This window comes from Streptomyces sp. NPDC026522, from assembly GCF_055567555.1.
Window position 1 is genome coordinate 123,799 of record NZ_JBVHQF010000001.1, and the last position, 26,046, is coordinate 149,844.

Consider the following 26,046-nt stretch of genomic DNA (forward strand, 5'->3'; position numbering starts at 1 on the left):
CACGCAGTGTCGTCGGGTGTGGAGAGTTCCGCAATACGGTCGCGGGCGCCGTCTGTGGGTTCAGGGCGCTTCTGACCAGTGGATAGTAATTTCCTCATGGTGGAAGTTCAATGGTTTGTTGATGTCGAGATTCTCCTGGTCGACATATTCCGCCGATCGGTGGCCCTCAGTGCCACGCCGGTCACCCCGCGCACAAGGCCGCCTCACCGCAGCCGCGCCAGATCGGGCGGGGTGTCGATGTCGAACGCCTCGGCGATGTCGGCGCACTCCACCAGCGTGAGTTCGGTGGCGTGCTCCCGCAGGTGCACCCGCGCGCCCTGGTCGCCGGTCGCCGTCTCCTCGATGTCGCTCCAACGGGCGGACCCGAACAGCACCGGATGGCCTCGCTCGCCGTCGTAGGACGCGGCCACCAGGCTGGCGGGGGAGCGGTACGCCGCCAGCACCCGGGCCACCGCGTCCGCGCCGATCCCCGGCTGGTCCACCAGCGACACCAGGGCCGCGGCGGCGCCGGTGCCCGCCAGGGAGCGCAGGCCGGTCCGCAGCGAGGAGCCCATGCCCCGGGCCCAGTCCGGGTTGTCCACGACGACGCAGCCCGTCAGGTCCGCGCGCTCCCGGACCTCCGCCGCAGACGCGCCGAGCACCACGTGCACCGGGTCGCAGCCCGCCGCGCGCAGCACCCGTACCGCGTTCTCCACGAGCGGGCGGCCGCGGTAGCGGAGCAGCGCCTTGGGGCGCCCGCCCAGGCGGCGGCCACCGCCCGCCGCGAGGAGCAGGCCGGCGATCACCGGGCGGTCGGCGCCGGACCGGCCGGGGTGCGGGGTGTTGACTGACATGACAGCGATTCTCGCCCCTGCGCGGAGCCGCGCGGCCGTCCCGGCGTCAACCGGCCCGGCGTCAACCATCCCGGCACGAACCGGCTCCGCGCGAACCGGCCCAGCGCGCGCAGGGCGGCCCACCCGGCCGTGAACCGCAGGGGCTCGGAGATCCGCTGCTCGACCGCGGCCACCAGGGCGCGCTCGCCCCGGTCGGTCAGCATCCCGGCGTCACGGATGGTCGGCATCATCGGCATCTCCTTGCCAATCGGGGGCCAATACCGCGAGTGTGGTCCTCGATTGGCCTGGCAGGCAGAGCCAATCAGGGGAGGTTGGCATGGCATCCGGGCGAATCGTCCAGACCGCGGACAGGACCATCGGCAGCCGCCAGCTCGCGGCACTCCTGCCCCCCGGGCTGCTTGCCCGGCCCGGCTACCGGGCGCTCGCCGACGCCGTGCGCACCCTGATCCTCGACGGCCGGATCGCCCTGCACGTACGGCTGCCCGCCGAGCGCGAACTCGCCGAGGCGGTCGGCGCGAGCCGGGCCACCGTCACCGGCGCCTACGACCTGCTGCGCGAGAGCGGTTACGCCCTCAGCCGCCGCGGCTCCGGCACCTGGACCGACCTCCCCGAGGGACACCGTCCCGTCGGCGCCCACGGGGTCCTCGGCGCCGGCGGCCGCACCCCCGACGAGGCCCCCGGTACGGACCTCGCCATCGCCGCCATGGGCGCCCCGGAAGGGCCCCTGGCCGAGGCGCTGGCCTGGGCCGCGGCCAAGCTGCCCGAAGCGGCCCGCACCCCCGGCTACCACCCGTTCGGACTGCCCGCCCTGCGGACGGCCGTGGCGGACCGGTTCACCCGGCGCGGGCTGCCGACCCGCCCGGAGCAGATCCTGGTGACGGCCGGCGCCCAGCAGGCCTTCACGCTGCTGGTGAGCCTGCTGTGCCGGCCCGGGGACCGGGTCGTCACCGAGAGCCCCACGTACGCCAACGCGCTCGACGCACTGCGCCACGCCCGGCTGCGCACCGGGTCGATCGCGGTGTCCGACGCGGGCTGGGACATGGAGATCGCCGAATCCACCCTGCGCCAGACCGTCCCGAGGCTGGCCTACGTGATCCCGGACTTCCACAACCCCACGGGTGCGCTGATGCCGCCGGAGCAGCGGCTGCGGCTGCTGGCCGCCACCCGGCGGACCGGCACCTGGCTGGTGGTGGACGAGACCATCGCCGACATCGCCCTGGACGTACCGGCCCCCGCGCCGCTGGCCTCGCTGACGGCGCCCGGGGGAGCCGACCACGTGGTGACCATCGGCTCGCTGAGCAAAACGTACTGGGGCGGACTGCGGGTCGGCTGGATCCGGGCCACCGCCAAGCTGGTCACCGAGCTGGCCACGGTCCGGGCCGCGGCCGACATGACCGGCTCCGTACTGGACCAGCTGGTCGCGCTGCCGCTGCTGGAGCAGCTGGGGCGCACCCTGCCGGAGCGGATCGGCGAGCTGCGGGTACGGCGCGCGGCGCTGGTGCGGGCGCTCCAGCGGTACACCCCCGAGTGGTCGTGGCAACTGCCGCCCGGCGGGCTCTCCCTCTGGGTGGACCTCGGTGAGCCGGTCAGCTCCGCGCTGGCGGAACGGGCCGCCGCCGCCGGCGTCCACATCGGGCGCGGCGCCCGCTTCGGCGTGGACCCGGGCACCTTCGAACACCGGCTGCGGATCCCGTACACCCTGCCCGCCGACCGGCTGGACGAGGCGGTCCGCCGCCTCGCGGCCGCCTTCCACGACGGGGTCCCGCTCACCCCGGCGGTGCAGCGCCCGCACTGGGTGGCGTAGGGCCCCTACCGGGTGCGGATCAGGCGGCGGGTGGCGGCCGCGGCCACCGCCGCCGTGCGCGAGTCGACGCCGAGCTTCGCGTAGACGTGGACTAGGTGGGACTTGACCGTGGCCTGGCTGAGGAAGAGCTCCTTCGAGATCTGCTGGTTCGACAGTCCGTCCGCGACCAGCTGGAGCACCTCCAGCTCCCGCTTGGTCAGCGCCTGCGCGGGCGTCCGCATCCGGTCCATCAGCCGCAGCGCCACCGCGGGGGCCAGCGCCGACTGGCCGGCCGCCGCGGTGCGGACCGCCGCCGCCAGCTCCTCCGGCGGGGCGTCCTTGAGCAGGTAGCCCGAGGCCCCCGCCTCCACCGCCGCCAGGATGTCGGCGTCCGTGTCGTACGTGGTCAGCACCAGCACCCGCGGGGCTCCCGGGCGCGCCGTGATCAGGGCCGTCGCCGCCGAGCCGTGCATCCCGGCCCCGAACTGGAGGTCCATCAGCACCACGTCCACCCCCGCCGTGGCGGCGAGCTCCACCGCCCGCTCCGCCGTCGCCGCCTCCGCCGCCACCGCGAAGTCCGGCTCCGCCTCCAGCACCGCCCGCAGCCCCGCCCGTACCACCGGGTGGTCGTCGGCCAGCAGCAGCCGGATCGTCATCAGGGGACCTCCACGGGCAGCGGCAGGGTGACGGCCACGGCGGTGCCCTGGCCCGGGGCGGACTCCACGGTGAACAGCCCGCCCAGCGTCTCGGCGCGCGAGCGCATCGCGGGCAGGCCGAAGCCGCCCTCGCCGGAGGGCGCCGAGCCGGGGTCGAAGCCGTGGCCGTCGTCGACGACGTCCAGCGTGACCGAGGCGTCCATGAAGGTGAGGGTGATCTCGGCACGCCCCGCCCGCGCGTGCCGCACCACGTTGGCCAGCGCCGACTGGGCGATCCGCAGCAGCGCCACCTCGTACGGCGTGGGCAGCGCCCGCGGCGCGCCGCTCAGCGAGAACCGCACCCGCGGCCCCGGCGCGGCCGAGCAGAGCCGCTCCAGCGCGGCCGCGAGCGACCCGTGCTCCAGGTCGGGCGGGGTCAGGGCGCGTACGAACCGGCGGGCCTCGGCGAGGTTCTCCTGGGCGGCCCCGCGGGCCCGGCCGATGTGTTCCAGCGCCGCGGCGTCCGGCGGCAGCGAGCGCTCCGCGGCCCGCAGCAGCAACTGGATGGAGGACAGCCCCTGGGCCAGGGTGTCGTGGATCTCCCGCGCCAGCCGTTCCCGCTCCGCGAGGATCCCCGCGTTCCGCTCGGCGGCGGCCAGTTCGGCCCGGGTCGCCATCAGCTCTTCGATCAGCTGACGCCGGCGTTCGCTCTCGCGGTACAGCGCCTGGTAGCCCAGTACGGTCGCCACCGCCACGGCGCCGCCCAGCAGCGGCCCCAGGAACGCACCCGGCGGCACCGCGCCGCCGTCCGCCAGGCCGCCGTGCGCGAGGAAACCGCCGATCGCGGCGCAGGCCGTCACCGCGACGGCCGCGATCCCCCAGCGAAGCCGCAGCAGGTGCAGCTCCAGGAAGTACAGCGGGAAGGCGATCCACAGCCCGTCGGCGGAGACCACGAGCAGCGCCGCCCAGGCGCAGCCCAGCGCCGCCAGCCACACCGCCCCGGCCCGCGGCGACCGGCGCACCGCGGGGGTCAGCACCCCGGCCGCGTAGAGCGCGGCGAGCGCCGCGCAGACGGCCACCACCCACCCGGCGCGGGGCACGGAATCCGTGACGGCCCGGCCGGCCGCCAGGGCGAGCAGCCCGAAGAACAGCGCGTGCAGGCACAGCCGCAGCACGCGGGAGACGGGCGTCAGCGGACGGGAGGCGGCGGAGGCGGCGGAGGCGGCGGGGCGGGGGCGCACAGACATGGCCTGACCAGCGTAAGCGCCGCCCGACGGGACCCGGTCAACCGAAAGTTCGATATCGGGCTCCGCCCTTCGATACCGGGAACCGAACCCCGGCGCGATGCCCCGGGCCCCCGGCCGGCACCAGGGTGGGGACCATGTTCGTCGCATGGAGAGATCTACGGTTCGCCAAGGGCCGCTTCGCCCTGATGGGGGCGGTGGTCCTGCTGATCACACTGCTGGTCGGCCTGCTGTCCGGGCTCACCTCCGGACTGGCCCGGGAGAACATCTCGGCCGTCACCGCACTGCCCGCCACCCACCTGTCCTTCGCCGCGCCCGCCGGCGGCCGGCAGGTGTCCTTCACCAACTCGCAGCTGCCCGAGAGCGCCTGGCGGACCTGGCGGACCCGGCCCGGGGTCCGGATGGCGGAACCGCTCGCCGTCCGCACGGCCAACGCCGTCTCCGGTGAGCGCACCGCCGCCGTCTCCGCCTTCGGCGTCGACCCGGCCGGCCGGCTCGCCCCCGCCGGCTCGCACCTGGCCCCGGGCCGGGTGGTCCTCACCGAGAAGGCGGCCGGGGAACTGGGCGGCCTGCGCCCCGGAGCCGGCCTGAGGGTCGGCCCGCTCGACCTGACGGTGGCCGCCGTGTCCGGCACCGCCGCGTTCAGCCACACCCCCGTGATCTGGATGGACCTCGGCGACTGGCAACGCGTCGGGAACCAGGGCGCGGCCGGCACCGTCGCCACCGTCGTCGCCCTGGACGCCCCGGGCGCCGACCTCGCCGCCGGCGACGCGGCCGCCGGCACCCGGACCGAGACCATCGACGGCGCGCTCGCCGGCATCGGCTCCTACACCTCCGAGAACGGCTCGCTCCAGCTCATGCGCGGTTTCCTCTTCGCCATCTCGGCGCTCGTCATCGGCGCCTTCTTCACGGTGTGGACGATCCAGCGCAGCGGCGACATCGCGGTGCTGAAAGCGCTCGGTGCCTCCACCGGGTACCTGCTCCGGGACGCCCTCGGCCAGGCCGTGGTCATGCTGGCGGCCGGCACCGGGCTCGGCACGGCGCTCGCGGCCGGCGCCGGCGCGCTGATCAGCGGCGGCGAGGTGCCCTTCGTACTCGACGCGGCCACCGTCCTCGTCCCCGCCGTGGTCATGATCGCGCTCGGCGCGCTCGGCGCGGCCCTGTCCATCCGGCGGATCACCGCCGTCGACCCGCTGACCGCCCTCGGGAGCGCCCGATGACCCTGCACGTGCACGACGTCACCCTCACCTATCCCGACGGCGACGGCCGGCTCACCGCACTGGACGGCGTCTGCCTGGACGTGCCCGGCGGCACCCTCACCGCCGTGATCGGGCCCTCCGGTTCGGGCAAGTCCAGCCTGCTCGCCGTCGCCGCCACCCTCGTCACCCCGGATTCGGGGCGGGTGGTCGTCGCGGGCCGGGACACGGCGGGTCTCAGTGCGGCGGAGAAGGCGGCGCTGCGCCGTGAGGAGATCGGGATCGTCTTCCAGCAGCCCAACCTGCCCGCGTCCCTGACCGCCGCCGAGCAGCTCCAGGTGATGGCGCACCTCTCGGGCCGTCCGGCCCGGCGGCTGCGCGGGCGCGCGCTGGAGCTGCTGGACGCGGTGGGCCTGGCCGACAAGGCCGACAGGCGCCCCCACCAGCTCTCCGGGGGCCAGCGGCAGCGGGTCAACATCGCCCGCGCGCTGATGAACGAGCCCTCCGTACTGCTGGTCGACGAGCCCACCAGCGCACTGGACCACGAGCGCGGCGCGGCCGTGCTCGACCTCCTGGTCACCTTGACCCGCGAGCGCTCCACGGCCACCGTGCTGGTCACCCACGACCACGCCCACCTGGAGCGGATGGACGGCACGGCGCGGATGTGCGACGGCCGCCTCACGCCGGCGCTCCCGGCCCCCTGAGCCCGCACGAGAGCCCCCGCCACCCACACGAGAGCCCCGGCCACCCGTGCGTTCGGGCGGTGGCCGGGGCTCTCGTACGTGGCGGCTACGCGGGGCTCTGGCTCTGCAGGGCCACCGACAGCTCGGCCGCGACGCCCTGCAGGATCGGCACGATCGACCCGGTCAGCGCCTCCGTCACCCGGCCGGCCGGACCCGAGATGGAGATCGCCGCGGCGGTCGGGGAGTTCGGCACCGACACCGCCAGGCAGCGGACCCCTATCTCCTGCTCGTTGTCGTCGACGGCATAGCCGACCTTGCGGACCTGCTCCAGGGCCTCCAGGAAGCCCTCGGGCGTGGTGATGGTCTTCTCGGTCGCGGCCGGCATCCCGGTGCGCGCCAGCAGGGCCCGGACCTCGTCGGCGGGGGTGTACGCGAGCAGCGCCTTGCCCACGCCGGTGGAGTGCGGCAGCACCCGGCGGCCGACCTCGGTGAACATGCGCATGGAGTGCTTGGACGGCACCTGGGCGACGTAGACGATCTCGTCCCCGTCGAGCAGGGCCATGTTCGCCGTCTCCCCGGTCTCCTCGACGAGGCGCGCCAGGTAGGGGCGCGCCCAGGTGCCGAGCAGCCGGGCGGCCGACTCGCCGAGCCGGATCAGCCGGGGGCCGAGGGAGTAGCGCCGGTTGGGCTGCTGGCGGACGTATCCGCAGGCCACGAGGGTGCGCATGAGGCGGTGGATGGTCGGCAACGGCAGACCGCTGGCGGCGGAGAGCTCACTGAGGCCGACTTCGCCCCCCGCGTCGGCCATGCGTTCGAGCAGGTCGAAGGCGCGCTCCAGGGACTGGACGCCACCGCCGCCGGCGGTGGGCTTGGCGGAAGCGTCGGTGGTGCTGGCGCTGGACGTCGGCACGGGCGCGGTCCTTTCGGTGCTGGCAGGCAAGGAAGCAGCCTACCGGTCGGTCGGCGTCGGCCCTAGAGCCGGGCGACGCCTTCCCCGCCGGTCAGAGGCGGTTTGTCCGGGAGGCGGACGCCGCTGTGAAGTTACCGGGCGCCCCTCCATGGTGATAGCTACATTCTGTATAGTGAAATCCTAATTCCATCTTGTGGAAACGTCCAAGTCGGTCAAGAGGGGTGTCAACGGTCCGTCCGGACACTCTTGACTGACCTGGGATCGCGGTGAAGACTCCGTCAACAGAACGTTGAATTTCGCTCTGTGGAAGTAGATGGGGAGGTTCCGGCGTGTCCGACGACGTGGAACTGGTACTGCGCTCGACTCGCGTCATCACCCCCGACGGGACGCGCGCCGCTTCGGTAGCCGTCGCCGCCGGGAAGATCGTCGCCGTACTGCCGCACGAGGCCGACGTACCGGCCGGGGCCCGGCTGGTGGACTTCGGCGACGACGTCCTGCTCCCCGGCCTGGTGGACACCCACGTGCACGTGAACGACCCCGGCCGCACCGAGTGGGAGGGCTTCTGGACGGCCACCCGCGCCGCCGCGGCCGGCGGCATCACCACGATCCTCGACATGCCGCTGAACTCCCTGCCGCCGACCACCACCGTCGACCACCTGCGCGTCAAGCAGGACGTCGCCCGCAGCAAGGCGCACGTCGACGTCGGCTTCTGGGGCGGCGCGCTGCCCGACAACGTCAAGGACCTGCGCCCGCTGCACGACGCCGGTGTCTACGGCTTCAAGTGCTTCCTGTCGCCCTCCGGCGTGGACGAGTTCCCCCAGCTCGACCAGGAGCAGCTGGCCACCTCCCTCGCCGAGATCACCGGCTTCGGCGGCCTGATGATCGTGCACGCCGAGGACCCGCACCACCTGGAGTCCGTGCCGCAGAAGAGCGGCCCCAAGTACGCGGACTTCCTCGCCTCCCGGCCGCGCGACGCCGAGAACACCGCGATCGAGAACCTCATCGCCCAGGCGAGGCGGCTGAACGCGCGCGTCCACGTCCTGCACCTGTCCTCCTCCGACGCGCTGCCGCTGATCGCCGCCGCCAAGGCCGAGGGCGTCCGGGTCACCGTCGAGTCCTGCCCGCACTACCTCACCCTCACCGCCGAGGAAGTGCCCGACGGCGCCAGCGAGTTCAAGTGCTGCCCGCCCATCCGCGAGGCCGCCAACCAGGACCTGCTGTGGGACGCGCTCGCCGACGGCACCATCGACTGCATCGTCTCCGACCACTCCCCCTCCACCGCGGACCTCAAGACCGGCGACTTCGCCACCGCGTGGGGCGGCATCTCCTCCCTCCAGCTGGGCCTCCCGGCGATCTGGACCGAGGCGCGCAAGCGCGGGCGCACCCTCGAAGAGGTCGTGCGCTGGATGTCCACCGCGCCGGCCGCCCTGGCCGGACTCGACGCCAAGGGCGCCATCGAGGCCGGCCGCGACGCCGACTTCGCGGTCCTGGCCCCCGAAGAGACCTTCACCGTGGACCCGGCCCACCTGCACCACCGCAACCAGGTCACGGCCTACGCGGGCAAGACCCTGCACGGCGTGGTGAAGTCCACCTGGCTGCGCGGTACGCAGATCGCCGACCACGGCACCCCGACCGGGCCCACGGGCCGACTTCTCGAAAGGCAGAACTGACTGTGACGGCGATTGCATCCTTCACCGGCAACGCGAACCCGTACGGAGGCGGCGACCCGTACGCGGACTACCGCACCGCGGACTTCCCGTTCACCCAGTACGCGAACCTCGCCGCGCGTGCGCTCGGCGCCGGTGTCATCGCCGCCAACGACGAGTTCTTCGCCGAGCGCGAGAACCTGCTCATCGAGGAGCCCGCGCACTTCGACCCCGAGCACTTCGGGCACAAGGGCAAGGTCATGGACGGCTGGGAGACCCGCCGCCGCCGCGGCGTCTCGGCCGAGCAGCCCTGGCCGACCGCCGAGGACCACGACTACGCCCTGATCCGTCTCGGCGCCCCCGGCGTCATCCGCGGCATCGTGGTCGACACCGCCCACTTCCGCGGCAACATGCCGCAGGCCGTCTCCGTACAGGCCACCGCCGTCGAGGGCTCCCCGACCGCGCAGGAGCTGCTCTCCGACGACGTCAAGTGGACGACCCTGGTCGAGCGCACCCCCGTCGGCGGCCACGCCGCCAACGGCTTCGAGATCAACGTCGAGCAGCGCTTCACGCACCTGCGCCTGAACCAGCACCCGGACGGCGGCGTGGCCCGCCTGCGCGTCTACGGCGAGGTCCGCCCCGACCCGAAGTGGCTCGCCGCGCTGGGCACGTTCGACGTCGTCGCCCTGGAGAACGGCGGCTCGGTCCAGGACGCGTCCAACCGCTTCTACTCCCCGCCGACCAACACCATCAACCCGGGCCGCTCCCGCAAGATGGACGACGGCTGGGAGACCGCCCGCCGCCGCGACAACGGCAACGACTGGATCCGGTACCAGCTGGTCGCCGACTCCGAGATCCGCGCCGTCGAGATCGACACCGCCTACCTCAAGGGCAATGCGGCCGGCTGGGCCTCGCTGTCCGTCAAGTCCGGTGAGGAGGGCGAGTGGACGGAGTTCCTGCCGCGCACCCGCCTCCAGCCCGACACCAACCACCGCTTCGTGCTGGACGCCCCGGCGGTCGGCACGCACGTGCGGATCGACATCTTCCCGGACGGCGGCTTCTCCCGCCTGCGCCTGTTCGGCTCGCTGACGGAGGCCGGTGCGGCCGCGCTCGCCGCCCGCCACCAGGAGCTCGGCGGCTGACGCCGACCCGCTCCTGACGGACCGCGGACCGCCCCGGGGGCCGACACCCCCGGGGCCCGCCCCTGCCCGGCGTCTTCCCGTCCCGAGGACACCGCCCGGCGGCTACCCGGCGACGAAACGGCCCCGCCGGTCGCCGTGGAGGTGCCCCGGGGGCAGCCGCCGGCCGTACGCGAGCAGCAGCAGGTCCTGCGCGGCGCCGGACAGCGGCGCCCCGGTGCCGAAGGACCAGTCGAGGTCCGTGGCCCGCAGCTCGGTGCCGCGCAGGTCGGCGCCGAAGAACTTGAGGGTACGGGCGTCGACGGCCCCCAGCAGGATGCGCAGCCGGTCCTCTGGCACCCGGCGGCCGAGGCCCAGCGCGACCGTGACGTCCAGACCGTGGACCACGTCGTGGCCCAACGCCGACACGTACCCGCCCACCGGCGGGGTCCAGGGGTGCTCCGCGTTCTCCCGCAGCATCGCGGCGAGCTCGCTCGTGGAGTGTGCGGCCGCGTCCTCGCGCGCACCGGTCGGTCATCCGGTGGAGGCTGCCCCGGGCCCTGATCAGCTCCCGCGCCACCTTCGGCAGCGAGTAGCGGAACCCCATCGTCATGTGGGCCGCGACCTCCCGTACCCGCCAGCCCGCGCACAAGGTCGGCGCGTCCCACCGCTCGGCCGACAGGCCGTCCAACACCGCCGCCAGCTCCCGGCGTTCGGCCGCGATCGCGGCCCTGATCTGCGTCGTAGTGCTCCGCTGCGTCGTCTTCCCCATGGCCCCAAGGCTCCCGGCGCCCCCGCCACAAGTCCAAGACTTTGTACGTCTCCCGACTAGCATGACCAGTTATGGAGATGCGGCAGCTGCGGTACTTCGTCACCGTGGTGGAGGAGGCCAACTTCACCCGCGCGGCCGCCCGGTTGCACCTGGCGCAGCCCGGTGTGAGCGCCCAGGTCCGCCGGCTGGAGAAGGAACTGGGGCAACCGCTGCTGGACCGCTCCGGCGGATCGGTGACCCTGACCGCGGTGGGCGAGGCGGTACTTCCCTACGCGCGGGCCGCGCTCGCCGCCGCCGACGCGGTGCGGCGCACGGCCGAGGAGTTCACGGGCCTGTTGCGCGGCCAGGTCGCCATCGGCTTCGTCTCGGGCGCCGTCGCCCACGGGTTCGACCTGGCCGCGGTGCTGGCCGGCTTCCACGACGACCATCCCCAGGTGGAGATCGCCCTGACCGAGGACACCTCGGAGCGGATGCTCGCCGCACTGCACCGCGGGGAACTCGACATCGCCGTGGTCGGGCTCGCACGGGAGGAACCCCCGCCGGGCATCCGCCTCCAGGTCGTGATCGACGAACCCGTGGTGGTCGCCGTGGCCCCGGACCACCCGGTGCTCGCGCTCGGAGAGCACGCGGGGATAGCCCTGGCCGAACTCCGCGACCGTCCCCTGATCAGCCTGCCGCGGGGGACGGGCCTGCGCGGGGTCCTGGACCGCGCCTGCGCCCAGGCCGGTTTCCAGCCGCGCGTCGCCTTCGAGGCAGCCGCCCCCCGGGTCCTCGCCCAGTTCGCCGCCCGCGGTCTCGGGGTGGCCGTGGTCCCCGCGCTGGAGAAGGAGACCGCGGCGGCCCTCGGGGTACGCACGCGCGAGATCACCGGCCCGGCGCTGCGGGCCCGGGTCGCCCTCGCCTGGCGTACGGACGGCCCCGCCGGGCCCGCGGCCGCGGAGTTCCTGCGCGTGCTCCGCGCCGCACTCTCCCGCGCGCCGCAGCGATGAGTCGCGGGCGGCCCGGGAGTCTGAACGGTGCAGAGCCACCGGACGGAACAAGGAGCGCGGAGCCATGGGAAAGCTGACCCTCACCACCTTCCTCACCCTCGACGGCGTGATGCAGGCCCCCGGGGGGCCCGAGGAGGACCCCAGCGACGGCTTTCGCTACGGCGGCTGGCTCGTGCCCTTCGCCGACGAAGGCATGGGCGAGTTCGTGACGGAGCTGTTCGGCCGGGCCGGAGCGTTCCTCCTCGGCCGCCGCACCTACGAGATCTTCGCGAGCCACTGGCCGCGCCACGACGACCCGGCGGACCCGGTCGCGAGCCGGCTCAACCACCTGCCGAAGTACGTCGCCTCCACCACGTTGCGCGAACCGCGCTGGGAGCACACCACCGTCATCGACGGCGAACACCTCCAGGCCGAGGTGGTACGGGTCAAGGACACGCTGGACGGGGAGTTCCAGGTGCACGGCAGCGGACGGCTGGCGCAGTGGCTGCTCGCCCGGGACCTGGTGGACGAACTGAACCTGCTGGTGTTCCCGGTGTTCCTCGGCGCGGGCCGCCGGCTGTTCCCGACCGGGAGCCTGCCGACCTCCTACGCGCTGACCGGCCACCGCACCACCGGGAACGGCATCGCCATCCACACCTACCGGCCGACCGGCCGCGCCGCCTTCGGCTCCTTCGCGGACTGACCCGCCCGCACCGCGGCCGGGCGGAAACCGCGTCGACCCGCGTGATCCACTCCGGTACGGTGGGCCGCGTTCCGCGGGAGCCGCCGAAGTCTCCGCCCGCTTCCCGCCGCTGGAGACCCCGTGTCCGCACTCGTCGTCCCCGCTCCCGTCACCGCGCCCCGCCGGGCCTGGCTCACCGATCTGCCGGTGCTGCTGGTGGCCGTCGTCTGGGGCGGCAGCTACCTCGCCGCCAAGGGGATCACCACCCCGCACACCGTGACCGCCGTGCTCGTGCTGCGGTTCGCGCTCGTGGTGCCGGTCCTCGCCCTCGCCGGGTGGCGGCGGCTGCGGGCGCTGACCGCGGCCCAACTGCGCGGCGCGGGCGCGCTGGGACTCGTACTCGGTGGGATCTTCCTGCTGGAGACCTACGGGGTCGTCCGCACCTCCGCCACCAACGCCGGGCTGATCATCAGCCTGACCATGATCTTCACCCCGCTCGCCGAGGCCGCCGTGCGCCGCAGCCGCCCGTCCCGCGGCTTCCTCGGCGCCGCGGCCCTGTCCGTCGCCGGGGTGGTGCTGCTGACCCAGGGCGCCGGGTTCACCGCCCCGGGCGCCGGGGACCTGCTCATCCTCGGCGCCGCCCTCGCACGGACCGCGCACGTGCTGCTGATGGCCCGGATCGAGGCCGTCCAGGACGCCGACTCGCTGTCCTTGACCACCGTCCAGTTGACGAGCGCCGTCGCGGTCTTCGCCGTCCTGGCCGCGCTGCCCGGCAGCGGCGCGAGCCCGCGGGCCGCCGCGGCCGCGTTCGGGCCCGCCGAGTGGGCCGGACTCGCCTTCCTGTCCGTGCTGTGCACCCTGTTCGCCTTCTTCGTGCAGATGTGGGCCGTACGCGCCACCTCCCCCTCCCGGGTCAGCCTGCTGCTGGGTACCGAGCCCCTGTGGGCGGCCGCCGCCGGGATAGCCCTGGGCGGCGACCGCCCGGGCCCGGCCGGTGTCGCCGGGGCCGCGCTGGTCCTCGCCGGCACCGCCTGGGGCCGGCGAGCCGGAAGCTGACCGAATGGCCGAAAGCCGCCCCACCCATGGTCAACTGCCGGTCTAGGGTGACCCCATGCCGATTCTGGACCTCAGTACGATCGCCGAAGACTTCGACGAGAACCCGTATCCGCACTACAAGCGACTGCGGGAGAGCGGCCCGGTCCACCGGGTCAAGGCGGCGGACGGGCAGCAGGTCTGGCTGATCGTCGGCCACGACGAGGCCCGGCAGGCCCTCACCCACCCCGAGATCTCCAAGAACTGGCTGAGCAGCGGCCTCTACAGCGACCGCGAGACGACCGAGGCCAGCGCCAACATGATGCGCTCGGACCCGCCCCACCACACCCGGCTGCGCAAACTGGTCGCCCCCTCCTTCGCCCCCGGCCGGATCGAGGCCCTGCGGCCGCGGATCGAGCAGATCGTCGACGGGCTGCTCGACGCGATGACCGCCCGCACCGATCGCCGCGCCGACCTGATCGAGGCCTTCGCGCAGCCCCTGCCGATGATCGTCATCTGCGAGATCCTCGGCGTCCCGGAGAGCGACCAGGACGCCTTCCGCGCCTGGACCGCGGAGATCGTCGCGCCCACCGGCGTGGAGTCCGAGGGCGCGGCCTGGCGGGACATGACGGCCTACGTGAGCGAGCTGACCGACGCCAAGCGCGCCGCCCCCGGCACGGACCTGCTCAGCGCCTGGACGATGAGCCGCGAGGAGGGCGGGGACCGGCTCACCCGGCAGGAGCTGGTCGCGATGGCCCTGCTGATGATGCTCGGCGGCAACGAGACCGCCGTGCACCTGATCACCAACGGCATCCGGGCCCTGCTCGCCCACCCCGAGCAGCTCGCGGCCCTGCGGGCCGACCCGGACGGCCTGATCGACGGCGCGGTGGAGGAGATCCTGCGCTACGACGGCTCGGTGGAGACCGCCACCTTCCGCTTCGCCCGCTCGGACCTGGAGATCGCCGGGGCCCTCATCGAGGCCGGCTCGCCCGTACTGGTCTCCCTCGCCGGGGCCGACCGCGACCCCGCCCGCTTCGCCGAGCCCGACAGCTTCGACATCCGCCGCCCGGCCAAGGGGGGCGGGCACATCGCCTTCGGCCACGGCATCCACCACTGCATCGGGGCACCGCTGGCCCGGCTGGAGGGCCGGGTCGCGATCCGGGCGCTCGTGGAACGCCTGCCCGGCCTCGCGGAGGACCCGGACGGACCACTGGAGTGGATACCGGGCGCGATGGTCCGGGGCGTCCGGCGGTACCCGGTGCGCTGGTAGCGGCGGCGCCGAGATGTCCGGCGGATCACCCGGCCCGGCGCGGGGCACCCCGCGCCCGGGCCGCCCGTCACAGGTCCGGCAGCTCCGGCGGCCGTACCGGGCGGCGCTCCCGGCGCGAGCGCTCGCAGGCCTCCGCGATCCGGAACGCGGCGAGCGCCTCCCCGCCGTCGCACGGATTGGGGCCCTCGCCGCGCACCAGCCGTACGAAGGCCGCCAGCTCCGCCTCGTAGGCCGGTCCGAACCGCTCCAGGAACCCGGTCCACGGCTTGCTCGCCGGGGGCGGCCCGTGCGGTTCGGTCGAGGCGATGGGCGTGCGGTCGTCCAGTCCGGTGGACACCTGGTCCAGCTCCCCGGCCAGCTCCATCCGCACGTCGTAACCGGCGCCGTTGCACCGCGTGCCGGAGCTGCTGACCAGGGTCCCGTCGTCCAGGGTGAGCAGGGCCGCGCCGGTGTGGACGTCGCCGGCCTCGCGGAAGGCCGGCAGGCCCGCGTCCGTGCCGGTCGCGTACACCTCGGCCACCTCGCGCCCGGTCACCCAGCGGACCATGTCGAAGTCGTGCACCAGGCAGTCCCGGAACAGGCCCCCGGAGGCCGGCAGGTAGTCGGCGGGCGGCGGCGCCGGATCGGCCGTGGTCGTCCGTACGCTGTGCAGCCGCCCCAGCGCGCCGGAGCGTACGAGCGCCCGCGCGGCGGCGTACCCCGCGTCGAACCGGCGCATGAAGCCCAGCTGCAGCACGCCGCCCACCGCCCTGACCTCGCGCAGCACGGCCAGTGTCTGCTCCAGGCCGGGCGCGACGGGCTTCTCGCAGAACACCGGCAGCCCGCCGCGCACCGCCCGGACCACCAGCTCGGCGTGCCCCTGGGTGGAACACGACACGACGAGGGCGTCCACCCCCCAGGTGAAGACCTGGTCCACGCTCGGCGCGGCGGTGGCCCCGAGCCGGTCCGCCAGCCGGGCGGCCCGCCCGGGATCGGCGTCGGCCAGCAGCAGCGAACCGGCGTCCGGGTGGCGGGCCAGCGCCGCCGCATGGAACGAGCCGATCCGGCCCGTTCCGATGATCCCGATGCGCATGCACTCAACGTGACCCCGGACCGGGAGCCTGTCAATCTGCCCGGGAGTGCCCCGATGGGCTCCCATGGTCCACTGTGGCGGATACTGGGCGGCTGGAACCGGAATGGACCGCTTTGACAACGATCGGCTGTGACGGCGACGAGATGCACGACGATGCGCTCGACGAGACGCACGACAAGGGAAAGGCGCGGCGACGTGGCTAGGGTTCGGACAGGGGTGCGCGTCGTGGGCGCGGTGCTCGCGGCGGTACTGGGAGCCTCCCTCGCGGGCTGCAGCAGCACGGGCGGCAAGCGCGCCGAGGAGCGGGCGAAGTCGGCGCAGGCGGGACGGCCCTCGGTGAACACCCCGCGCTGGACCTTCGCGATGATCACCCACGCGGGCGACGGCGACACCTTCTGGGACATCGTCCAGAAGGGCGCGAAGGAGGCCGCGGCGAAGGACAACATCAACTTCGTCTACGCCCACGACGACCAGGCCCAGCAGCAAGCCCAGTTCGTGCAGAACGCGATCGACCAGAAGGCGGACGGCATCATCGTCAGCCTCGCCAAGCCCGAGGCCCTCAAGGACGTCATCGCCAAGGCCGTCAAGGCCGGCATCCCGGTGCTGACCGTCAACTCCGGATCCGCCCAGTCCGCCGAGTACGGGGCGCTCACCCACATCGGCCAGGACGAGCAGGTCGCGGGCGAGGCCGTCGGCACCGAGCTCACCAGGCGCGGCAAGAAGAAGGCCGTCTGCGTCCTGCACGAACAGGGCAACGTCGGCCACGAGCAGCGCTGCGCCGGAGCGAAGAAGACCTTCGGCGAGTCCGGCGGGGTCATGGAGAACCTGTACGTCGAGGGCACCAACATGCCCTCCGTGCAGGCGGCCATCCAGGCGAAGCTCCAGGCGGACCCGTCCGTCGACTCGATCGTCACCCTCGGCGCCCCCTTCGCCCCCACCGCGATCAAGGCCAAGGACGCGGCGGGCAGCAAGGCCGAGGTGGACACCTTCGACCTCAACGAGTCCGTGGCCCGCGACCTGAAGTCCGGCGCCCTCGGCTTCGCCGTCGACCAGCAGCCCTACCTCCAGGGGTACGAGGCCGTCGACCTGCTGTGGCTCAACCGCTACAACGCCGACGTGCTCGGCGGCGGACGCCCGGTGCTCACCGGCCCGCAGATCGTCACCGGCGCCGAGGCGGCCAAGCTGGAGGAGTACATCAAGCGGGGCACCCGATGAGCGCACCGGCCCTCGCCGACGAACGGCTCGCGCCCACCTCCCTGGTGCGCCGCCTCCTCGGCCGCCCCGAGCTGGGCGCGGTCGTGGGCGCGGCCGCCGTCTTCGTCTTCTTCTCGTTCGCCGCGGACAGCTTCCTGCGCGCCTCCAGCCTGAGCACGGTCCTGTACTCGGCCTCCACCATCGGGATCATGGCGGTCCCGGTGGCGCTGCTGATGATCGGCGGCGAGTTCGACCTGTCGGCCGGCGTCATGGTCACCACCTCGGCGCTGATCAGCTCGATGTTCAGCTACCAGATGACCGCCAACGTCTGGGTCGGCGTCCTGGTGTCCCTGCTGGTCACCCTGGCCATCGGCTTCTTCAACGGGTTCATGCTGACCCGGACGAAGCTGCCCAGCTTCATCATCACGCTGGGCACCTTCCTGATGCTGACCGGCCTGAACCTCGGCTTCACCAAGCTGATCAGCGGCTCGGTCTCCACCAAGAGCATCGCCGACATGGAGGGCTTCCGCTCCGCCCGGGCCCTGTTCGCCTCGCAGTGGAACGTCGGCTCGGTCACCTTGAAGGTCACCATCCTGTGGTGGCTGGCCCTGGTCGCCGTGGCCACCTGGATCCTGCTGCGCACCCGCGCCGGAAACTGGATCTTCGCGGTCGGCGGCGGGGCCGACGCCGCCCGCGCCACCGGCGTCCCGGTCGTCAAGACCCGCATCGGCCTCTACATGGGGGTCGCCCTGTGCGCCTGGATCTCCGGGCAGCACATCCTCTTCTCCTTCGACGTCGTCCAGTCGGGCGAGGGCGTGGGCAACGAGTTCCTCTACATCATCGCGGCGGTCATCGGCGGCTGTCTGATGACCGGCGGCTACGGCTCCGCGATCGGCTCGGCCGTCGGCGCCTTCATCTTCGGCATGACCAGCAACGGCATCGTCTACGCCCAGTGGAACCCCGACTGGTTCAAGTTCTTCCTCGGCGCGATGCTCCTGCTCGCGACGCTGCTCAACGCATGGGTCCGCAAGCGGGCGGAGGCGAAGTGACCGTGAAGGACGCGACCGCTGTGACGGTGAACGACGCCACCCCGCTGGTGCGGCTGACCGACGTCAGCAAGTACTACGGCAACATCCGCGCCCTCCAGGGCGTCTCCCTGGAGGTCTCGGCCGGCGAGATCACCTGTGTGCTCGGCGACAACGGCGCCGGCAAATCCACCCTCATCAAGATCATCGCCGGTCTGCACCGGCACGACGGCGGCAGCTTCGAGATCGAGGGCGAGGAAACCGTCCTCGCCAACCCGCGCGCCGCCCTGGACCGCGGCATCGCCACCGTCTACCAGGACCTCGCCGTCGTCCCGCTCATGCCGGTCTGGCGGAACTTCTTCCTCGGCTCCGAGCCCACCCGCGGCCGGGGGCCGCTGCGCCGCCTCGACGTGGGCCTGATGCGCGAAACCACCCGCGCGGAGCTGCTGCGCATGGGCATCGACCTGCGGGACGTGGACCAGCCGATCGGCACCCTGTCCGGTGGCGAGCGCCAGTGCGTGGCGATCGCCCGGGCCGTCTACTTCGGGGCGAAGGTCCTGGTCCTGGACGAGCCCACCGCGGCGCTCGGCGTCAAGCAGTCCGGAGTCGTGCTCAAGTACGTCGCCGCGGCCCGTGACGCGGGTCTCGGCGTGGTCCTGATCACCCACAACCCGCACCACGCCCACCTCGTCGGGGACCGCTTCGTGCTCCTGAAGCGGGGCGCCATGGCGGGCAGCCACACCCGCGACTCGATCACGCTGGACGAGCTCACCCGGCAGATGGCGGGCGGCTCCGAGCTGGACGAGCTGAGCCACGAGCTGGAGCGGGTGGCAGAATCAGGTCCTGACCGCCCGTCCGGCACCACCCGCACCCCGAGGGACGACACGACTCGATGAGCACGTACCGGGACTTCACGCTCACCCACCGGGGGTCGGCGCGGGGCACCGTCCTGCGGACCGTCGGGACCCGTGAGCGCAGGTCGCTGCTGACCGCCCCGCGCGTCCCGACCGTCGGCATCGACATCGGCGGCACCAAGGTGATGGCCGGCGTCGTGGACGCCGACGGCGTCATCCTGGAGAAGATCCGCGCCGAGACGCCGGACAAGTCCAAGAGCCCCAAGGTCGTCGAGGACACCATCGTCGAACTGGTGCTGGACCTCTCGGACCGGCACGACGTGCACGCCGTGGGCATCGGCGCGGCCGGCTGGGTCGACGCGGACCGCTCCCGCGTGCTGTTCGCCCCCCACCTCGCCTGGCGCGACGAGCCGCTGCGCGACGCCCTCCAGTCGCGGCTCGCGGTGCCGGTCATGGTGGACAACGATGCCAACACCGCCGCCTGGGCCGAGTGGCGCTTCGGCGCCGGCCGGGGCGAGGACCACCTGGTCATGATCACGCTCGGTACCGGCATCGGCGGCGCCATCCTGGAAGGCGGCCAGGTCAAGCGCGGCCGCTACGGGGTGGCCGGCGAGTTCGGCCACATGCAGGTGGTGCCCGGCGGCCACCGCTGCCCGTGCGGCAACCGGGGCTGCTGGGAGCAGTACAGCTCCGGCAACGCACTGGTCCGCGAGGCGCGCGAGCTGGCCGCCGCCGACTCCCCGGTCGCGTACAACATCATCGCCAAGGTCGGCGGCAACGTCCACGAGATCACCGGCCCGCTCATCACCGAGCTGGCCCGCGAGGGCGACGCCATGTGCGTCGAGCTCCTCCAGGACATCGGCCAGTGGCTGGGCGTCGGCATCGCCAACCTCGCCGCCGCCCTCGACCCGTCCTGCTTCGTCATCGGCGGCGGCGTCAGCGCCGCCGACGACCTGCTGATCGGCCCCGCCCGGGACGCCTTCCGGCGCCACCTCACCGGCCGCGGCTACCGCCCCGAGGCCCGGATCGCCAAGGCCCAGCTCGGCCCCGAGGCCGGCATGGTCGGCGCCGCCGACCTCGCCCGGCTGGTCGCCCGCCGCTTCCGCCGGGCCACGCGCCGGCGCGTCGAGCGGCACGAGCGCTACGCGCGGCTGGGCCTGCGCGACACCGCCGGCCCGACGGGCCCCGAGAAGCAGGACGGGCAGCCGTGAACCCGCCGCCCCTGCTGCCCCGCCAGGCCTCCGCCCCGGACGAGGGCGGCGCGCCCGCGTCCCCGGCCGAGGACCGCCGGCACGTGGTCCGGCGCCGCTGGATCACCGCGATCATCATCCTGCTCCTCGTCGGCGTCCCGGCGGGTTACCTCGCCGTCTCGGCCCAGCAGAGCCGCGAGAGCGGCCGCGACAAGGCCGCCAAGGTCGGCGCGGTCAAGGTGCGCAAGGCCTGGCCGTCCGCCGTGCAGCGCAGCATCTACGAGGTGCCGATCCCGATGACGGCCACTTTCGTCGGCTTCCTGGAGACCAACAACTGGCACACCAGCCGGCTCTACACGCAGTTCGCGCTGACCCCGCAGGAGCTCGACACCTTCCTGGCGGACGTCGGCACCGGCAAGGGCGCGCTGACGCCCGGGGTGTCCATCTCCGCGCACGACGCGAAGGTCGCCGGCTGGAGCTGGAGCCCCAAGCACAACTGGTACGGGATCACCCTCGACGCCAAGGACCCCCGCCCCACCCGGGACATCACCGTGGACTTCACCAATCCCACCTACCCCCGGGTGTACGTGGTCTCGACGGCCGTTCCCTAGCCCCGTTGCGGCGGGCCGCCGGGCGCTAGCCTGGGATCATGAAACTCACCAAGCGCCTGCACTCGTGCGTTCAGCTGGAGAAGGACGGGCGCGTGCTCGTCATCGACCCGGGCGCCTTCAGCGAACCCGACGCGGGGCTGGGGGCGGACGTCCTGCTGGTCACCCACGAGCACCCCGACCACTTCGAGGAGGGCCGGCTGCGCGCCGCGCTCGACGCGAACCCGGGGGCCGAGCTGTGGACCCTGCGCAGCGTCGCGCAGCAACTGGCCGGCGCCTACCCGGGCCGGGTGCACACCGTCGGCCACGGTGACGCCTTCCGGGCCGCGGGCTTCGACGTCCAGGTGCACGGCGAGCTGCACGCCGAGATCCACCCGGACCTGCCCCGGATCACCAATGTCGGCTACCTCGTGGACGCTTCGCTCTTCCACCCGGGGGACGCGCTGACCGTGCCCGAGGTGCCCGTGGAAACCCTGATGCTCCCGGTGCACGCGCCCTGGAACAAGGTCGCGGAAGTGATCGACTACCTCCGCGAGGTGAAGCCCCGCCGGGCCATCGACATCCACGACGCCTACCTCGCCGACCTGGCGCGCCCCGTCTACGACAACGTCCTGGGCGCCCTCGGCGGCACCGACCACGGGCGGCTCACCGCCGGGGACGCCGCGGACCTGTGACCGTCGGTGCCGGGCGGTAGGTTGGTTGGCATGCGTATCGCCACGTACAACGTCAACTCGATCACCGCCCGGCTGCCGCGCCTGCTGGCCTGGCTGGAGAGCTCCGGCACGGACGTCCTGTGCGTCCAGGAGACCAAGTGCTCCGCGGAGCAGTTCCCGCACGACGAGCTGCGCGAGCTGGGCTACAAAGCCGTGGTCAACGCCACCGGCCGGTGGAACGGCGTCGCGGTGATCTCCCGGGTCGGGCTGGACGAGGTGGTCGTGGGCCTGCCTGCCGGCCCCTCCTACGAGGGCGTCGAGGAACCCCGCGCCATCTCCGCGACCTGTGACGGCGTACGGGTCTGGTCGGTGTACGTGCCCAACGGCCGCGAGGTGGCCCACGACCACTACGGCTACAAGCTGGACTGGTTCCGCGCCCTGGCGGCGGCCGTCGCGGAAGACGCGGCCGGCCCCCGCCCGTTCGCGGTGCTCGGTGACTACAACGTGGCGCCGACCGACGACGACGTGTACGACCCGGCGGTGTTCGAGGGCCTGACCCACGTCACCCCCGCCGAGCGGGCCGCCCTGGAGGCGCTGCGGGGCGTGGGGCTCCACGACGTGGTGCCCCGCCCGCTCAAGTACGACCACCCGTACACGTACTGGGACTACCGCCAGCTGGCCTTCCCCAAGAACCGCGGCATGCGCATCGATCTGGTGTACGCCAACGAACCCTTCACCAAGGCCGTCAAGGACGCCTACGTCGACCGCGAGGAGCGCAAGGGCAAGGGCGCCTCGGACCACGCTCCGGTCGTCGTCGACCTGGAGCTCTGACCGGCGGCCCGCGATTCCGGTCCTGCGCGCCCTGTGGCCAGGCGGGGACGGCGGTGCGAGGCTGGTCCGTATGAACATCCCTTTCCTGGCCAACTGGTGGAACCGGCACGAAACGGAACAGGGTGCGGGACTCGCCGCCGCCCTCGCGGAGGATCCCGAGGGTGTCGCCGAGCTGTTCTCGGAGTGCCAGATGCTGCGCGCCCAGGCGAGGTCGGCCGGGCTCGAACTCGACGGGAGCCCGGCCTCGTTGGAGGCGCTGGACCAGCTGATGCCCCGGTGGCGGCGGGACCCGGAGGCCGTGCCGTGGCTGGGGAACGACGCCGGTTTCTACCTCGGGACCCTGATCGTCCGGACCATCCCGGGGGCCCGCTGGCAGGTGTGGCCGAACGGCCAGCCCGTGATCCGGCTCGCCTCCGGCCGGGAGCTGAACGTCGTCGAGTCGGGCGTGTCCTGGGCCGTGACGGGCTCGCCGGAGCTGTCCCAGGCGTACGCCGAGGCCTCGGAGGGCTGATCTCGGAGGCCTTTATGTCGGCTTTAGGCGTGTCGCGGCGAAGTGCCCTTCGGCGGCTGGATAGTTTGCGCTGACCTCGACACCGACAAGTGGGCAGGGCAGCGTATGGCCGTCGATCCGTTGATCGAGCTGCGGGACGTCAACAAGCACTACGGGCAACTGCACGTCCTCCAGGACATCAACCTCACCGTCGGCCGCGGGGAGGTGGTGGTGGTCATCGGCCCCTCCGGTTCGGGGAAGTCGACGCTCTGCCGGGTCATCAACCGGCTGGAGACCATCGAGTCGGGCTCGATCGTCCTCGACGGCCGCCCGCTGCCCGCCGAGGGCAAGGAGCTCGCCGGGCTGCGGGCCGAGGTCGGCATGGTGTTCCAGTCCTTCAACCTCTTCGCCCACAAGACGGTCCTCGCCAACGTCTCCCTCGCGCAGATCAAGGTCAGGAAGCGCAAGCGGGAGGAGGCCGACAAACGCTCGCGCGAACTGCTGGACCGGGTGGGCCTCGCCGACCAGGCCGACAAGTACCCCGCCCAGCTCTCCGGCGGCCAGCAGCAGCGCGTGGCGATCGCCCGCGCCCTCGCGATGAGCCCCAAGGCACTGCTGTTCGACGAGCCCACCTCGGCCCTCGACCCTGAGATGATCAACGAGGTGCTGGAGGTCATGCGGCGGCTCGCCGCCGAGGGCATGACGATGGTGGTCGTGACGCACGAGATGGGCTTCGCCCGCTCCGCGGCCAACCGCGTCGTGTTCATGGCCGACGGGAAGATCATCGAGGACCGGACCCCGGAGGCGTTCTTCACCGCACCCGAGAGCGACCGGGCCCGTGACTTCCTCTCCAAGATCCTCAAGCACTGAGGGGGACGGTCCGTGAAACGCCTCATCGCCTCCCGCCTGTCCGGCTGCCTGCTCCTGCTCGCCCTGCTGGGCGCCGCCGCCGGCTGCGGCAAGCCCGGCAGCCCCCCGGTCAAGGGGCCACAGCCGGAGGCCCTGCCCGTCTACCACGTCGCCACCGGCTTCAAGCTGCCCGGCTCCCCGACCTGGGAGGCGGCCGAGCGCCGCGGCCACCTCGTCGTCGGTGCCAAGGAGGACCAGCCGTACCTCGGGGAGAAGGACCCCTCCAGCGGCCGCTACTCCGGATTCGACATCGAGATCGCCAAGATGATGTCGGCCTCCCTCGGCTTCGACCCCAAGACGATCGAGTTCAAGACCATCGCCTCCGCCAACCGGGAGACCGCCCTCCAGAACGGCCAGATCGACTTCTACGTCGGCACCTACACCATCAACGCCAACCGCAAGAAGCAGGTCGGCTTCGCCGGCCCCTACTTCATGGCCGGCCAGTCGCTCCTCGTGCGCAAGAACGAGAAGGGCATCAAGGGCCCGGCCGACCTCGCCGGCAAGAAGGTCTGCTCCGCCGCCGGCTCCACCCCCTACCAGCGCCTCCAGCGCGAGTACCCCCAGGCGGTGCTCGTCGCCTACGACACGTACTCCGCCTGCGTCGACAACCTGCTCACCTACCAGGTCGACGCCGTCTCCACGGACGACTCGATCCTGCTCGGCTACGCCGCCAAGGTCCCCGAGGAACTCAAGGTCGTCGGCGCACCCTTCTCCGAGGAGCCCTACGGCATCGGTGTCCCGCGCGCCGACAACGCGCTGCGCTTCGCCCTCGACGACGCCCTCGCACAGAACGAGCAGAACGGGAACTGGAAGAAGGCCTATGACGCCACGCTCGGCCTCTCCGGCGTGCCGGCCCCGAAACCGCCCGCCATCGACCGCTACCCGGCGGGCTGAGGGGAGAGCGCACCGCCATGTACGTACTGACCCAGAACTTCCAGGTCTACCTCGAAGGCTTCCTCGGGACCCTGCAACTCACCGTCTACGCCTCCCTCCTCGCCCTCGTGCTCGGCTTCGTGATGGCTTCCTTCCGGGTCGCCCCCATCGGCTCCCTGCGCGTCTTCGGCACCGTGTGGGTGACCGTGCTGCGCAACACCCCGCTCACCCTGCTGTTCTTCGCCGTCCTGCTGGGCCTGCCCCGCTTCGGGCTGGTCCTGCCCTTCCAGGTGTTCGCCGTGCTCGCGCTCGGCTGCTACACCTCCGCCTTCATCTGCGAGGTGCTGCGCTCGGGCATCAACACCGTGCCCAAGGGCCAGGGCGAGGCGGCCCGCAGCCTCGGCATGTCCTTCGCGCAGACCCTGGGCGCCGTGGTGCTGCCCCAGGCCTTCCGCTCCGTCATCCCACCGGTCGGCTCCACCCTGATCGCGCTCGCCAAGAACTCCGCGATCGCCGGCGCGTTCAGCGTCACCGAACTGCTGGGCACCTACAAGACCCTCAACGAACTGGGCTACAACATCATCTGGACGTTCGTCTGGATCGCCGTCGGCTACCTGATCATCACCCTGTCCATCAGCGCGCTGTTCAACGTGCTGGAGAAGCGCTGGGGAGTCGCCCGATGACCGCGCACGCGCTGCACGGGGACACACGGTCCACCGCCCTCTACGACATCCCCGGCCCGCAGGCCCGGCGCCGGCACCTGATCTACGGGATCCTCTCGACCGTGCTGATCCTGGCGCTGCTCGGCTGGATCGTCTACCTGCTCTTCGACACCCAGCAGTTCACCGCGGCCAAGTGGACCCCCTTCGAGTACGAGGGCATCCAGGACCTGCTGCTCACCGGCCTCGGCAACACCCTCAAGGCCTTCGCCTACGCCTCGGTGCTCTCCCTCGCGCTGGGGGCCGTGCTCGCCACCGGGCGGCTCTCCGTCCACCGCCCGGTGCGCCTGGCCGCCACCGTGTGCGTGGAGTTCTTCCGGGCCATGCCCGTCCTCGTGATGATCTTCTTCATCTTCGTCGCCCTCAAGGTCCAGCCGCTCCCGGCGCTGGTCGCCGGGCTGACCCTGTACAACGGCTCGGTGCTGGCCGAGGTCTTCCGTACGGGGGTCAACGCGGTGGAGAAGGGCCAGCGGGAGGCCGCGTACGCCCTCGGCCTGCGCAAGACGCAGGTGATGAGCTACGTGCTCGCGCCGCAGGCGGTCCGGGCCATGCTGCCCGCGATCATCAGCCAGCTGGTGGTGGCGCTCAAGGACACCTCGCTCGGCTTCCTGATCACCTACGAGGAGCTGCTCGCCGCGGGAAAGCTGATCGCCTCGAACCTGGACTACGACCTGCCCTTCATCCCGGTGGTGATGGTCATCTCACCGGTCTACATCGGGATGTGCATGCTGCTGTCCTGGTTCGCGACCTGGGTGGCCGGACGCCAGCGCCGCAGTCCGAAGACCGAGGCGGTCGACATCGCCCCGGCCGACCCGGGCACGCTGCTGCCGGGCACGCCGCTCCGGTAACCCCCGGA

The 26,046-nt window shown here is 72.8% G+C and carries 28 protein-coding genes and 1 pseudogene; 21 read left to right on the forward strand and 8 right to left on the reverse strand.

The features are described from left to right. Window positions 1-203: 203 nt before the first annotated feature. Together ACZ4M3_RS00480 and ACZ4M3_RS00485 are read right to left on the reverse strand one after the other, a co-directional pair. On the reverse strand, window positions 204-833 hold the full coding sequence (locus ACZ4M3_RS00480) for a nucleotidyltransferase family protein (protein WP_467728803.1): 630 nt from the start codon (window positions 831-833) through the stop codon (window positions 204-206). Continuing rightward, window positions 782-1,063, reverse strand: coding sequence for a hypothetical protein (locus ACZ4M3_RS00485; RefSeq protein WP_467728805.1), 282 nt, complete (start codon window positions 1,061-1,063; stop codon window positions 782-784). Before ACZ4M3_RS00485 ends, ACZ4M3_RS00480 begins: the two co-directional genes overlap by 52 nt. Before the next feature lie 86 nt (window positions 1,064-1,149). Here ACZ4M3_RS00485 and yczR point away from each other — a divergent pair, with 86 nt between their 5' ends. Continuing rightward, on the forward strand, window positions 1,150-2,637 hold the full coding sequence (gene yczR, locus ACZ4M3_RS00490; RefSeq protein WP_467728806.1) for a MocR-like transcription factor YczR: 1,488 nt from the start codon (window positions 1,150-1,152) through the stop codon (window positions 2,635-2,637). A gap of 5 nt (window positions 2,638-2,642) precedes the next feature. Here the strand turns inward: yczR and ACZ4M3_RS00495 are convergent, their stop codons facing one another. After that, entirely contained in the window at window positions 2,643-3,272 is a 630-nt protein-coding gene (locus ACZ4M3_RS00495) for a response regulator (RefSeq protein WP_467728808.1), read from the reverse strand. After that, window positions 3,272-4,498, reverse strand: coding sequence for a sensor histidine kinase (locus ACZ4M3_RS00500; RefSeq protein ID WP_467728809.1), 1,227 nt, complete (start codon window positions 4,496-4,498; stop codon window positions 3,272-3,274). The genes ACZ4M3_RS00495 and ACZ4M3_RS00500 overlap by 1 nt, the downstream gene beginning before the upstream one ends. 134 nt (window positions 4,499-4,632) lie before the next feature. Between ACZ4M3_RS00500 and ACZ4M3_RS00505 the strand changes: the two genes are divergently transcribed. Both ACZ4M3_RS00505 and ACZ4M3_RS00510 read left to right on the forward strand, forming a co-directional pair. After that, on the forward strand, window positions 4,633-5,715 hold the full coding sequence (locus ACZ4M3_RS00505; protein WP_467728811.1) for an ABC transporter permease: 1,083 nt from the start codon (window positions 4,633-4,635) through the stop codon (window positions 5,713-5,715). Next, complete coding sequence (locus ACZ4M3_RS00510) at window positions 5,712-6,395, forward strand: ABC transporter ATP-binding protein (protein WP_467728813.1); 684 nt, start codon at window positions 5,712-5,714, stop codon at window positions 6,393-6,395. Before ACZ4M3_RS00505 ends, ACZ4M3_RS00510 begins: the two co-directional genes overlap by 4 nt. An 85-nt stretch (window positions 6,396-6,480) precedes the next feature. Here ACZ4M3_RS00510 and ACZ4M3_RS00515 read toward each other — a convergent pair whose 3' ends face one another. Then, entirely contained in the window at window positions 6,481-7,284 is an 804-nt protein-coding gene (locus tag ACZ4M3_RS00515; protein WP_467728815.1) for an IclR family transcriptional regulator, read from the reverse strand. 329 nt (window positions 7,285-7,613) lie between these two features. Here ACZ4M3_RS00515 and allB point away from each other — a divergent pair, with 329 nt between their 5' ends. Both allB and alc read left to right on the forward strand, forming a co-directional pair. Then, on the forward strand, window positions 7,614-8,954 hold the full coding sequence (gene allB, locus ACZ4M3_RS00520; RefSeq protein ID WP_467728817.1) for an allantoinase AllB: 1,341 nt from the start codon (window positions 7,614-7,616) through the stop codon (window positions 8,952-8,954). 2 nt (window positions 8,955-8,956) lie between these two features. After that, a complete protein-coding gene (gene alc, locus ACZ4M3_RS00525) occupies window positions 8,957-10,072 on the forward strand; it encodes an allantoicase (protein ID WP_467728819.1) in 1,116 nt (371 codons plus the stop codon). Between the two features lie 102 nt (window positions 10,073-10,174). On the opposite strand, the gene ACZ4M3_RS00530 is transcribed toward alc, so the two are convergent. Together ACZ4M3_RS00530 and ACZ4M3_RS00535 are read right to left on the reverse strand one after the other, a co-directional pair. Further along, complete coding sequence (locus tag ACZ4M3_RS00530) at window positions 10,175-10,528, reverse strand: maleylpyruvate isomerase mycothiol-dependent enzyme family protein (RefSeq protein ID WP_467728821.1); 354 nt, start codon at window positions 10,526-10,528, stop codon at window positions 10,175-10,177. A gap of 22 nt (window positions 10,529-10,550) precedes the next feature. Continuing rightward, window positions 10,551-10,883, reverse strand: a pseudogene (locus ACZ4M3_RS00535) (maleylpyruvate isomerase family mycothiol-dependent enzyme); the annotation flags it as partial. Window positions 10,884-10,891: 8 nt separating this feature from the next. Here ACZ4M3_RS00535 and ACZ4M3_RS00540 point away from each other — a divergent pair. The 4 genes from ACZ4M3_RS00540 (at window position 10,892) to ACZ4M3_RS00555 (ending at window position 14,772) form a co-directional block, all read left to right on the forward strand. Further along, window positions 10,892-11,809 carry a LysR family transcriptional regulator gene (locus ACZ4M3_RS00540; RefSeq protein ID WP_467728823.1) on the forward strand — a complete coding sequence of 306 codons (918 nt, stop codon included), beginning with the start codon at window positions 10,892-10,894 and terminating at the stop codon, window positions 11,807-11,809. Between the two features lie 64 nt (window positions 11,810-11,873). Beyond that, complete coding sequence (locus ACZ4M3_RS00545) at window positions 11,874-12,491, forward strand: dihydrofolate reductase family protein (protein WP_467728825.1); 618 nt, start codon at window positions 11,874-11,876, stop codon at window positions 12,489-12,491. Between the two features lie 120 nt (window positions 12,492-12,611). After that, window positions 12,612-13,526: a DMT family transporter gene (locus ACZ4M3_RS00550; protein WP_467728827.1), complete on the forward strand. Its 915-nt coding sequence runs from the start codon at window positions 12,612-12,614 to the stop codon at window positions 13,524-13,526. A 55-nt stretch (window positions 13,527-13,581) separates the two neighbouring features. Next, window positions 13,582-14,772, forward strand: a complete 1,191-nt coding sequence (locus tag ACZ4M3_RS00555; RefSeq protein WP_467728828.1) for a cytochrome P450 family protein — start codon at window positions 13,582-13,584, stop codon at window positions 14,770-14,772. 67 nt (window positions 14,773-14,839) lie between these two features. Here ACZ4M3_RS00555 and ACZ4M3_RS00560 read toward each other — a convergent pair whose 3' ends face one another. Continuing rightward, a complete protein-coding gene (locus ACZ4M3_RS00560) occupies window positions 14,840-15,844 on the reverse strand; it encodes a Gfo/Idh/MocA family protein (RefSeq protein ID WP_467728830.1) in 1,005 nt (334 codons plus the stop codon). A 195-nt stretch (window positions 15,845-16,039) separates the two neighbouring features. On the opposite strand from ACZ4M3_RS00560, the gene ACZ4M3_RS00565 reads away from it, so the two are divergent. The 12 genes from ACZ4M3_RS00565 to ACZ4M3_RS00620 all read left to right on the forward strand — a co-directional run bounded on the left by ACZ4M3_RS00565 (window position 16,040) and on the right by ACZ4M3_RS00620 (window position 26,038). Beyond that, on the forward strand, window positions 16,040-17,059 hold the full coding sequence (locus ACZ4M3_RS00565; protein WP_467728832.1) for a sugar ABC transporter substrate-binding protein: 1,020 nt from the start codon (window positions 16,040-16,042) through the stop codon (window positions 17,057-17,059). Beyond that, window positions 17,056-18,087 (forward strand): ABC transporter permease, encoded by a 1,032-nt coding sequence (locus tag ACZ4M3_RS00570; protein WP_453354415.1) that lies wholly within the window; start codon window positions 17,056-17,058, stop codon window positions 18,085-18,087. The genes ACZ4M3_RS00565 and ACZ4M3_RS00570 overlap by 4 nt, the downstream gene beginning before the upstream one ends. Beyond that, a complete protein-coding gene (locus ACZ4M3_RS00575; RefSeq protein WP_467728834.1) occupies window positions 18,057-18,959 on the forward strand; it encodes an ATP-binding cassette domain-containing protein in 903 nt (300 codons plus the stop codon). The genes ACZ4M3_RS00570 and ACZ4M3_RS00575 overlap by 31 nt, the downstream gene beginning before the upstream one ends. After that, window positions 18,956-20,128, forward strand: a complete 1,173-nt coding sequence (locus ACZ4M3_RS00580) for an ROK family glucokinase (protein ID WP_467728836.1) — start codon at window positions 18,956-18,958, stop codon at window positions 20,126-20,128. The genes ACZ4M3_RS00575 and ACZ4M3_RS00580 overlap by 4 nt, the downstream gene beginning before the upstream one ends. Continuing rightward, the gene (locus ACZ4M3_RS00585) at window positions 20,125-20,718 is read left to right on the forward strand and encodes a hypothetical protein (protein ID WP_467728838.1); all 594 of its coding nucleotides are present in this window, start codon (window positions 20,125-20,127) and stop codon (window positions 20,716-20,718) included. Before ACZ4M3_RS00580 ends, ACZ4M3_RS00585 begins: the two co-directional genes overlap by 4 nt. A 38-nt stretch (window positions 20,719-20,756) precedes the next feature. After that, window positions 20,757-21,389 carry an MBL fold metallo-hydrolase gene (locus ACZ4M3_RS00590; protein ID WP_467728839.1) on the forward strand — a complete coding sequence of 211 codons (633 nt, stop codon included), beginning with the start codon at window positions 20,757-20,759 and terminating at the stop codon, window positions 21,387-21,389. Between the two features lie 30 nt (window positions 21,390-21,419). Beyond that, entirely contained in the window at window positions 21,420-22,199 is a 780-nt protein-coding gene (locus ACZ4M3_RS00595) for an exodeoxyribonuclease III (protein ID WP_467728841.1), read from the forward strand. A 70-nt stretch (window positions 22,200-22,269) separates the two neighbouring features. Next, window positions 22,270-22,710, forward strand: a complete 441-nt coding sequence (locus ACZ4M3_RS00600; protein ID WP_453352985.1) for a DUF6278 family protein — start codon at window positions 22,270-22,272, stop codon at window positions 22,708-22,710. A 105-nt stretch (window positions 22,711-22,815) separates the two neighbouring features. Further along, window positions 22,816-23,559: an amino acid ABC transporter ATP-binding protein gene (locus ACZ4M3_RS00605; protein WP_467728843.1), complete on the forward strand. Its 744-nt coding sequence runs from the start codon at window positions 22,816-22,818 to the stop codon at window positions 23,557-23,559. A gap of 12 nt (window positions 23,560-23,571) precedes the next feature. Next, complete coding sequence (locus ACZ4M3_RS00610; protein ID WP_467728845.1) at window positions 23,572-24,492, forward strand: glutamate ABC transporter substrate-binding protein; 921 nt, start codon at window positions 23,572-23,574, stop codon at window positions 24,490-24,492. A gap of 17 nt (window positions 24,493-24,509) precedes the next feature. Next, on the forward strand, window positions 24,510-25,154 hold the full coding sequence (locus tag ACZ4M3_RS00615; RefSeq protein WP_467728846.1) for an amino acid ABC transporter permease: 645 nt from the start codon (window positions 24,510-24,512) through the stop codon (window positions 25,152-25,154). Continuing rightward, window positions 25,151-26,038 carry an amino acid ABC transporter permease gene (locus ACZ4M3_RS00620; protein WP_467728848.1) on the forward strand — a complete coding sequence of 296 codons (888 nt, stop codon included), beginning with the start codon at window positions 25,151-25,153 and terminating at the stop codon, window positions 26,036-26,038. Before ACZ4M3_RS00615 ends, ACZ4M3_RS00620 begins: the two co-directional genes overlap by 4 nt. Window positions 26,039-26,046: the final 8 nt, after the last annotated feature.

What these genes read in the sequence shown, in the direction of transcription:
- ACZ4M3_RS00510 (WP_467728813.1), top strand. Translation starts at nt 5,712, where the DNA reads ATGACCCTGCACGTGCACGACGTCACCCTCACCTATCCCGACGGCGAC.
- ACZ4M3_RS00620 (WP_467728848.1), top strand. Translation starts at nt 25,151, where the DNA reads ATGACCGCGCACGCGCTGCACGGGGACACACGGTCCACCGCCCTCTAC.
- ACZ4M3_RS00575 (WP_467728834.1), top strand. Translation starts at nt 18,057, where the DNA reads ATGGGTCCGCAAGCGGGCGGAGGCGAAGTGACCGTGAAGGACGCGACC.
- ACZ4M3_RS00500 (WP_467728809.1), bottom strand. Translation starts at nt 4,498, where the DNA reads ATGTCTGTGCGCCCCCGCCCCGCCGCCTCCGCCGCCTCCGCCGCCTCC.
- ACZ4M3_RS00580 (WP_467728836.1), top strand. Translation starts at nt 18,956, where the DNA reads ATGAGCACGTACCGGGACTTCACGCTCACCCACCGGGGGTCGGCGCGG.
- ACZ4M3_RS00595 (WP_467728841.1), top strand. Translation starts at nt 21,420, where the DNA reads ATGCGTATCGCCACGTACAACGTCAACTCGATCACCGCCCGGCTGCCG.
- ACZ4M3_RS00495 (WP_467728808.1), bottom strand. Translation starts at nt 3,272, where the DNA reads ATGACGATCCGGCTGCTGCTGGCCGACGACCACCCGGTGGTACGGGCG.
- yczR (WP_467728806.1), top strand. Translation starts at nt 1,150, where the DNA reads ATGGCATCCGGGCGAATCGTCCAGACCGCGGACAGGACCATCGGCAGC.
- ACZ4M3_RS00600 (WP_453352985.1), top strand. Translation starts at nt 22,270, where the DNA reads ATGAACATCCCTTTCCTGGCCAACTGGTGGAACCGGCACGAAACGGAA.
- ACZ4M3_RS00530 (WP_467728821.1), bottom strand. Translation starts at nt 10,528, where the DNA reads ATGCTGCGGGAGAACGCGGAGCACCCCTGGACCCCGCCGGTGGGCGGG.
- ACZ4M3_RS00555 (WP_467728828.1), top strand. Translation starts at nt 13,582, where the DNA reads ATGCCGATTCTGGACCTCAGTACGATCGCCGAAGACTTCGACGAGAAC.
- ACZ4M3_RS00545 (WP_467728825.1), top strand. Translation starts at nt 11,874, where the DNA reads ATGGGAAAGCTGACCCTCACCACCTTCCTCACCCTCGACGGCGTGATG.
- ACZ4M3_RS00570 (WP_453354415.1), top strand. Translation starts at nt 17,056, where the DNA reads ATGAGCGCACCGGCCCTCGCCGACGAACGGCTCGCGCCCACCTCCCTG.
- ACZ4M3_RS00615 (WP_467728846.1), top strand. Translation starts at nt 24,510, where the DNA reads ATGTACGTACTGACCCAGAACTTCCAGGTCTACCTCGAAGGCTTCCTC.
- ACZ4M3_RS00485 (WP_467728805.1), bottom strand. Translation starts at nt 1,063, where the DNA reads ATGATGCCGACCATCCGTGACGCCGGGATGCTGACCGACCGGGGCGAG.
- ACZ4M3_RS00590 (WP_467728839.1), top strand. Translation starts at nt 20,757, where the DNA reads ATGAAACTCACCAAGCGCCTGCACTCGTGCGTTCAGCTGGAGAAGGAC.
- ACZ4M3_RS00505 (WP_467728811.1), top strand. Translation starts at nt 4,633, where the DNA reads ATGTTCGTCGCATGGAGAGATCTACGGTTCGCCAAGGGCCGCTTCGCC.
- ACZ4M3_RS00605 (WP_467728843.1), top strand. Translation starts at nt 22,816, where the DNA reads ATGGCCGTCGATCCGTTGATCGAGCTGCGGGACGTCAACAAGCACTAC.
- ACZ4M3_RS00480 (WP_467728803.1), bottom strand. Translation starts at nt 833, where the DNA reads ATGTCAGTCAACACCCCGCACCCCGGCCGGTCCGGCGCCGACCGCCCG.
- ACZ4M3_RS00540 (WP_467728823.1), top strand. Translation starts at nt 10,892, where the DNA reads ATGGAGATGCGGCAGCTGCGGTACTTCGTCACCGTGGTGGAGGAGGCC.
- ACZ4M3_RS00560 (WP_467728830.1), bottom strand. Translation starts at nt 15,844, where the DNA reads ATGCGCATCGGGATCATCGGAACGGGCCGGATCGGCTCGTTCCATGCG.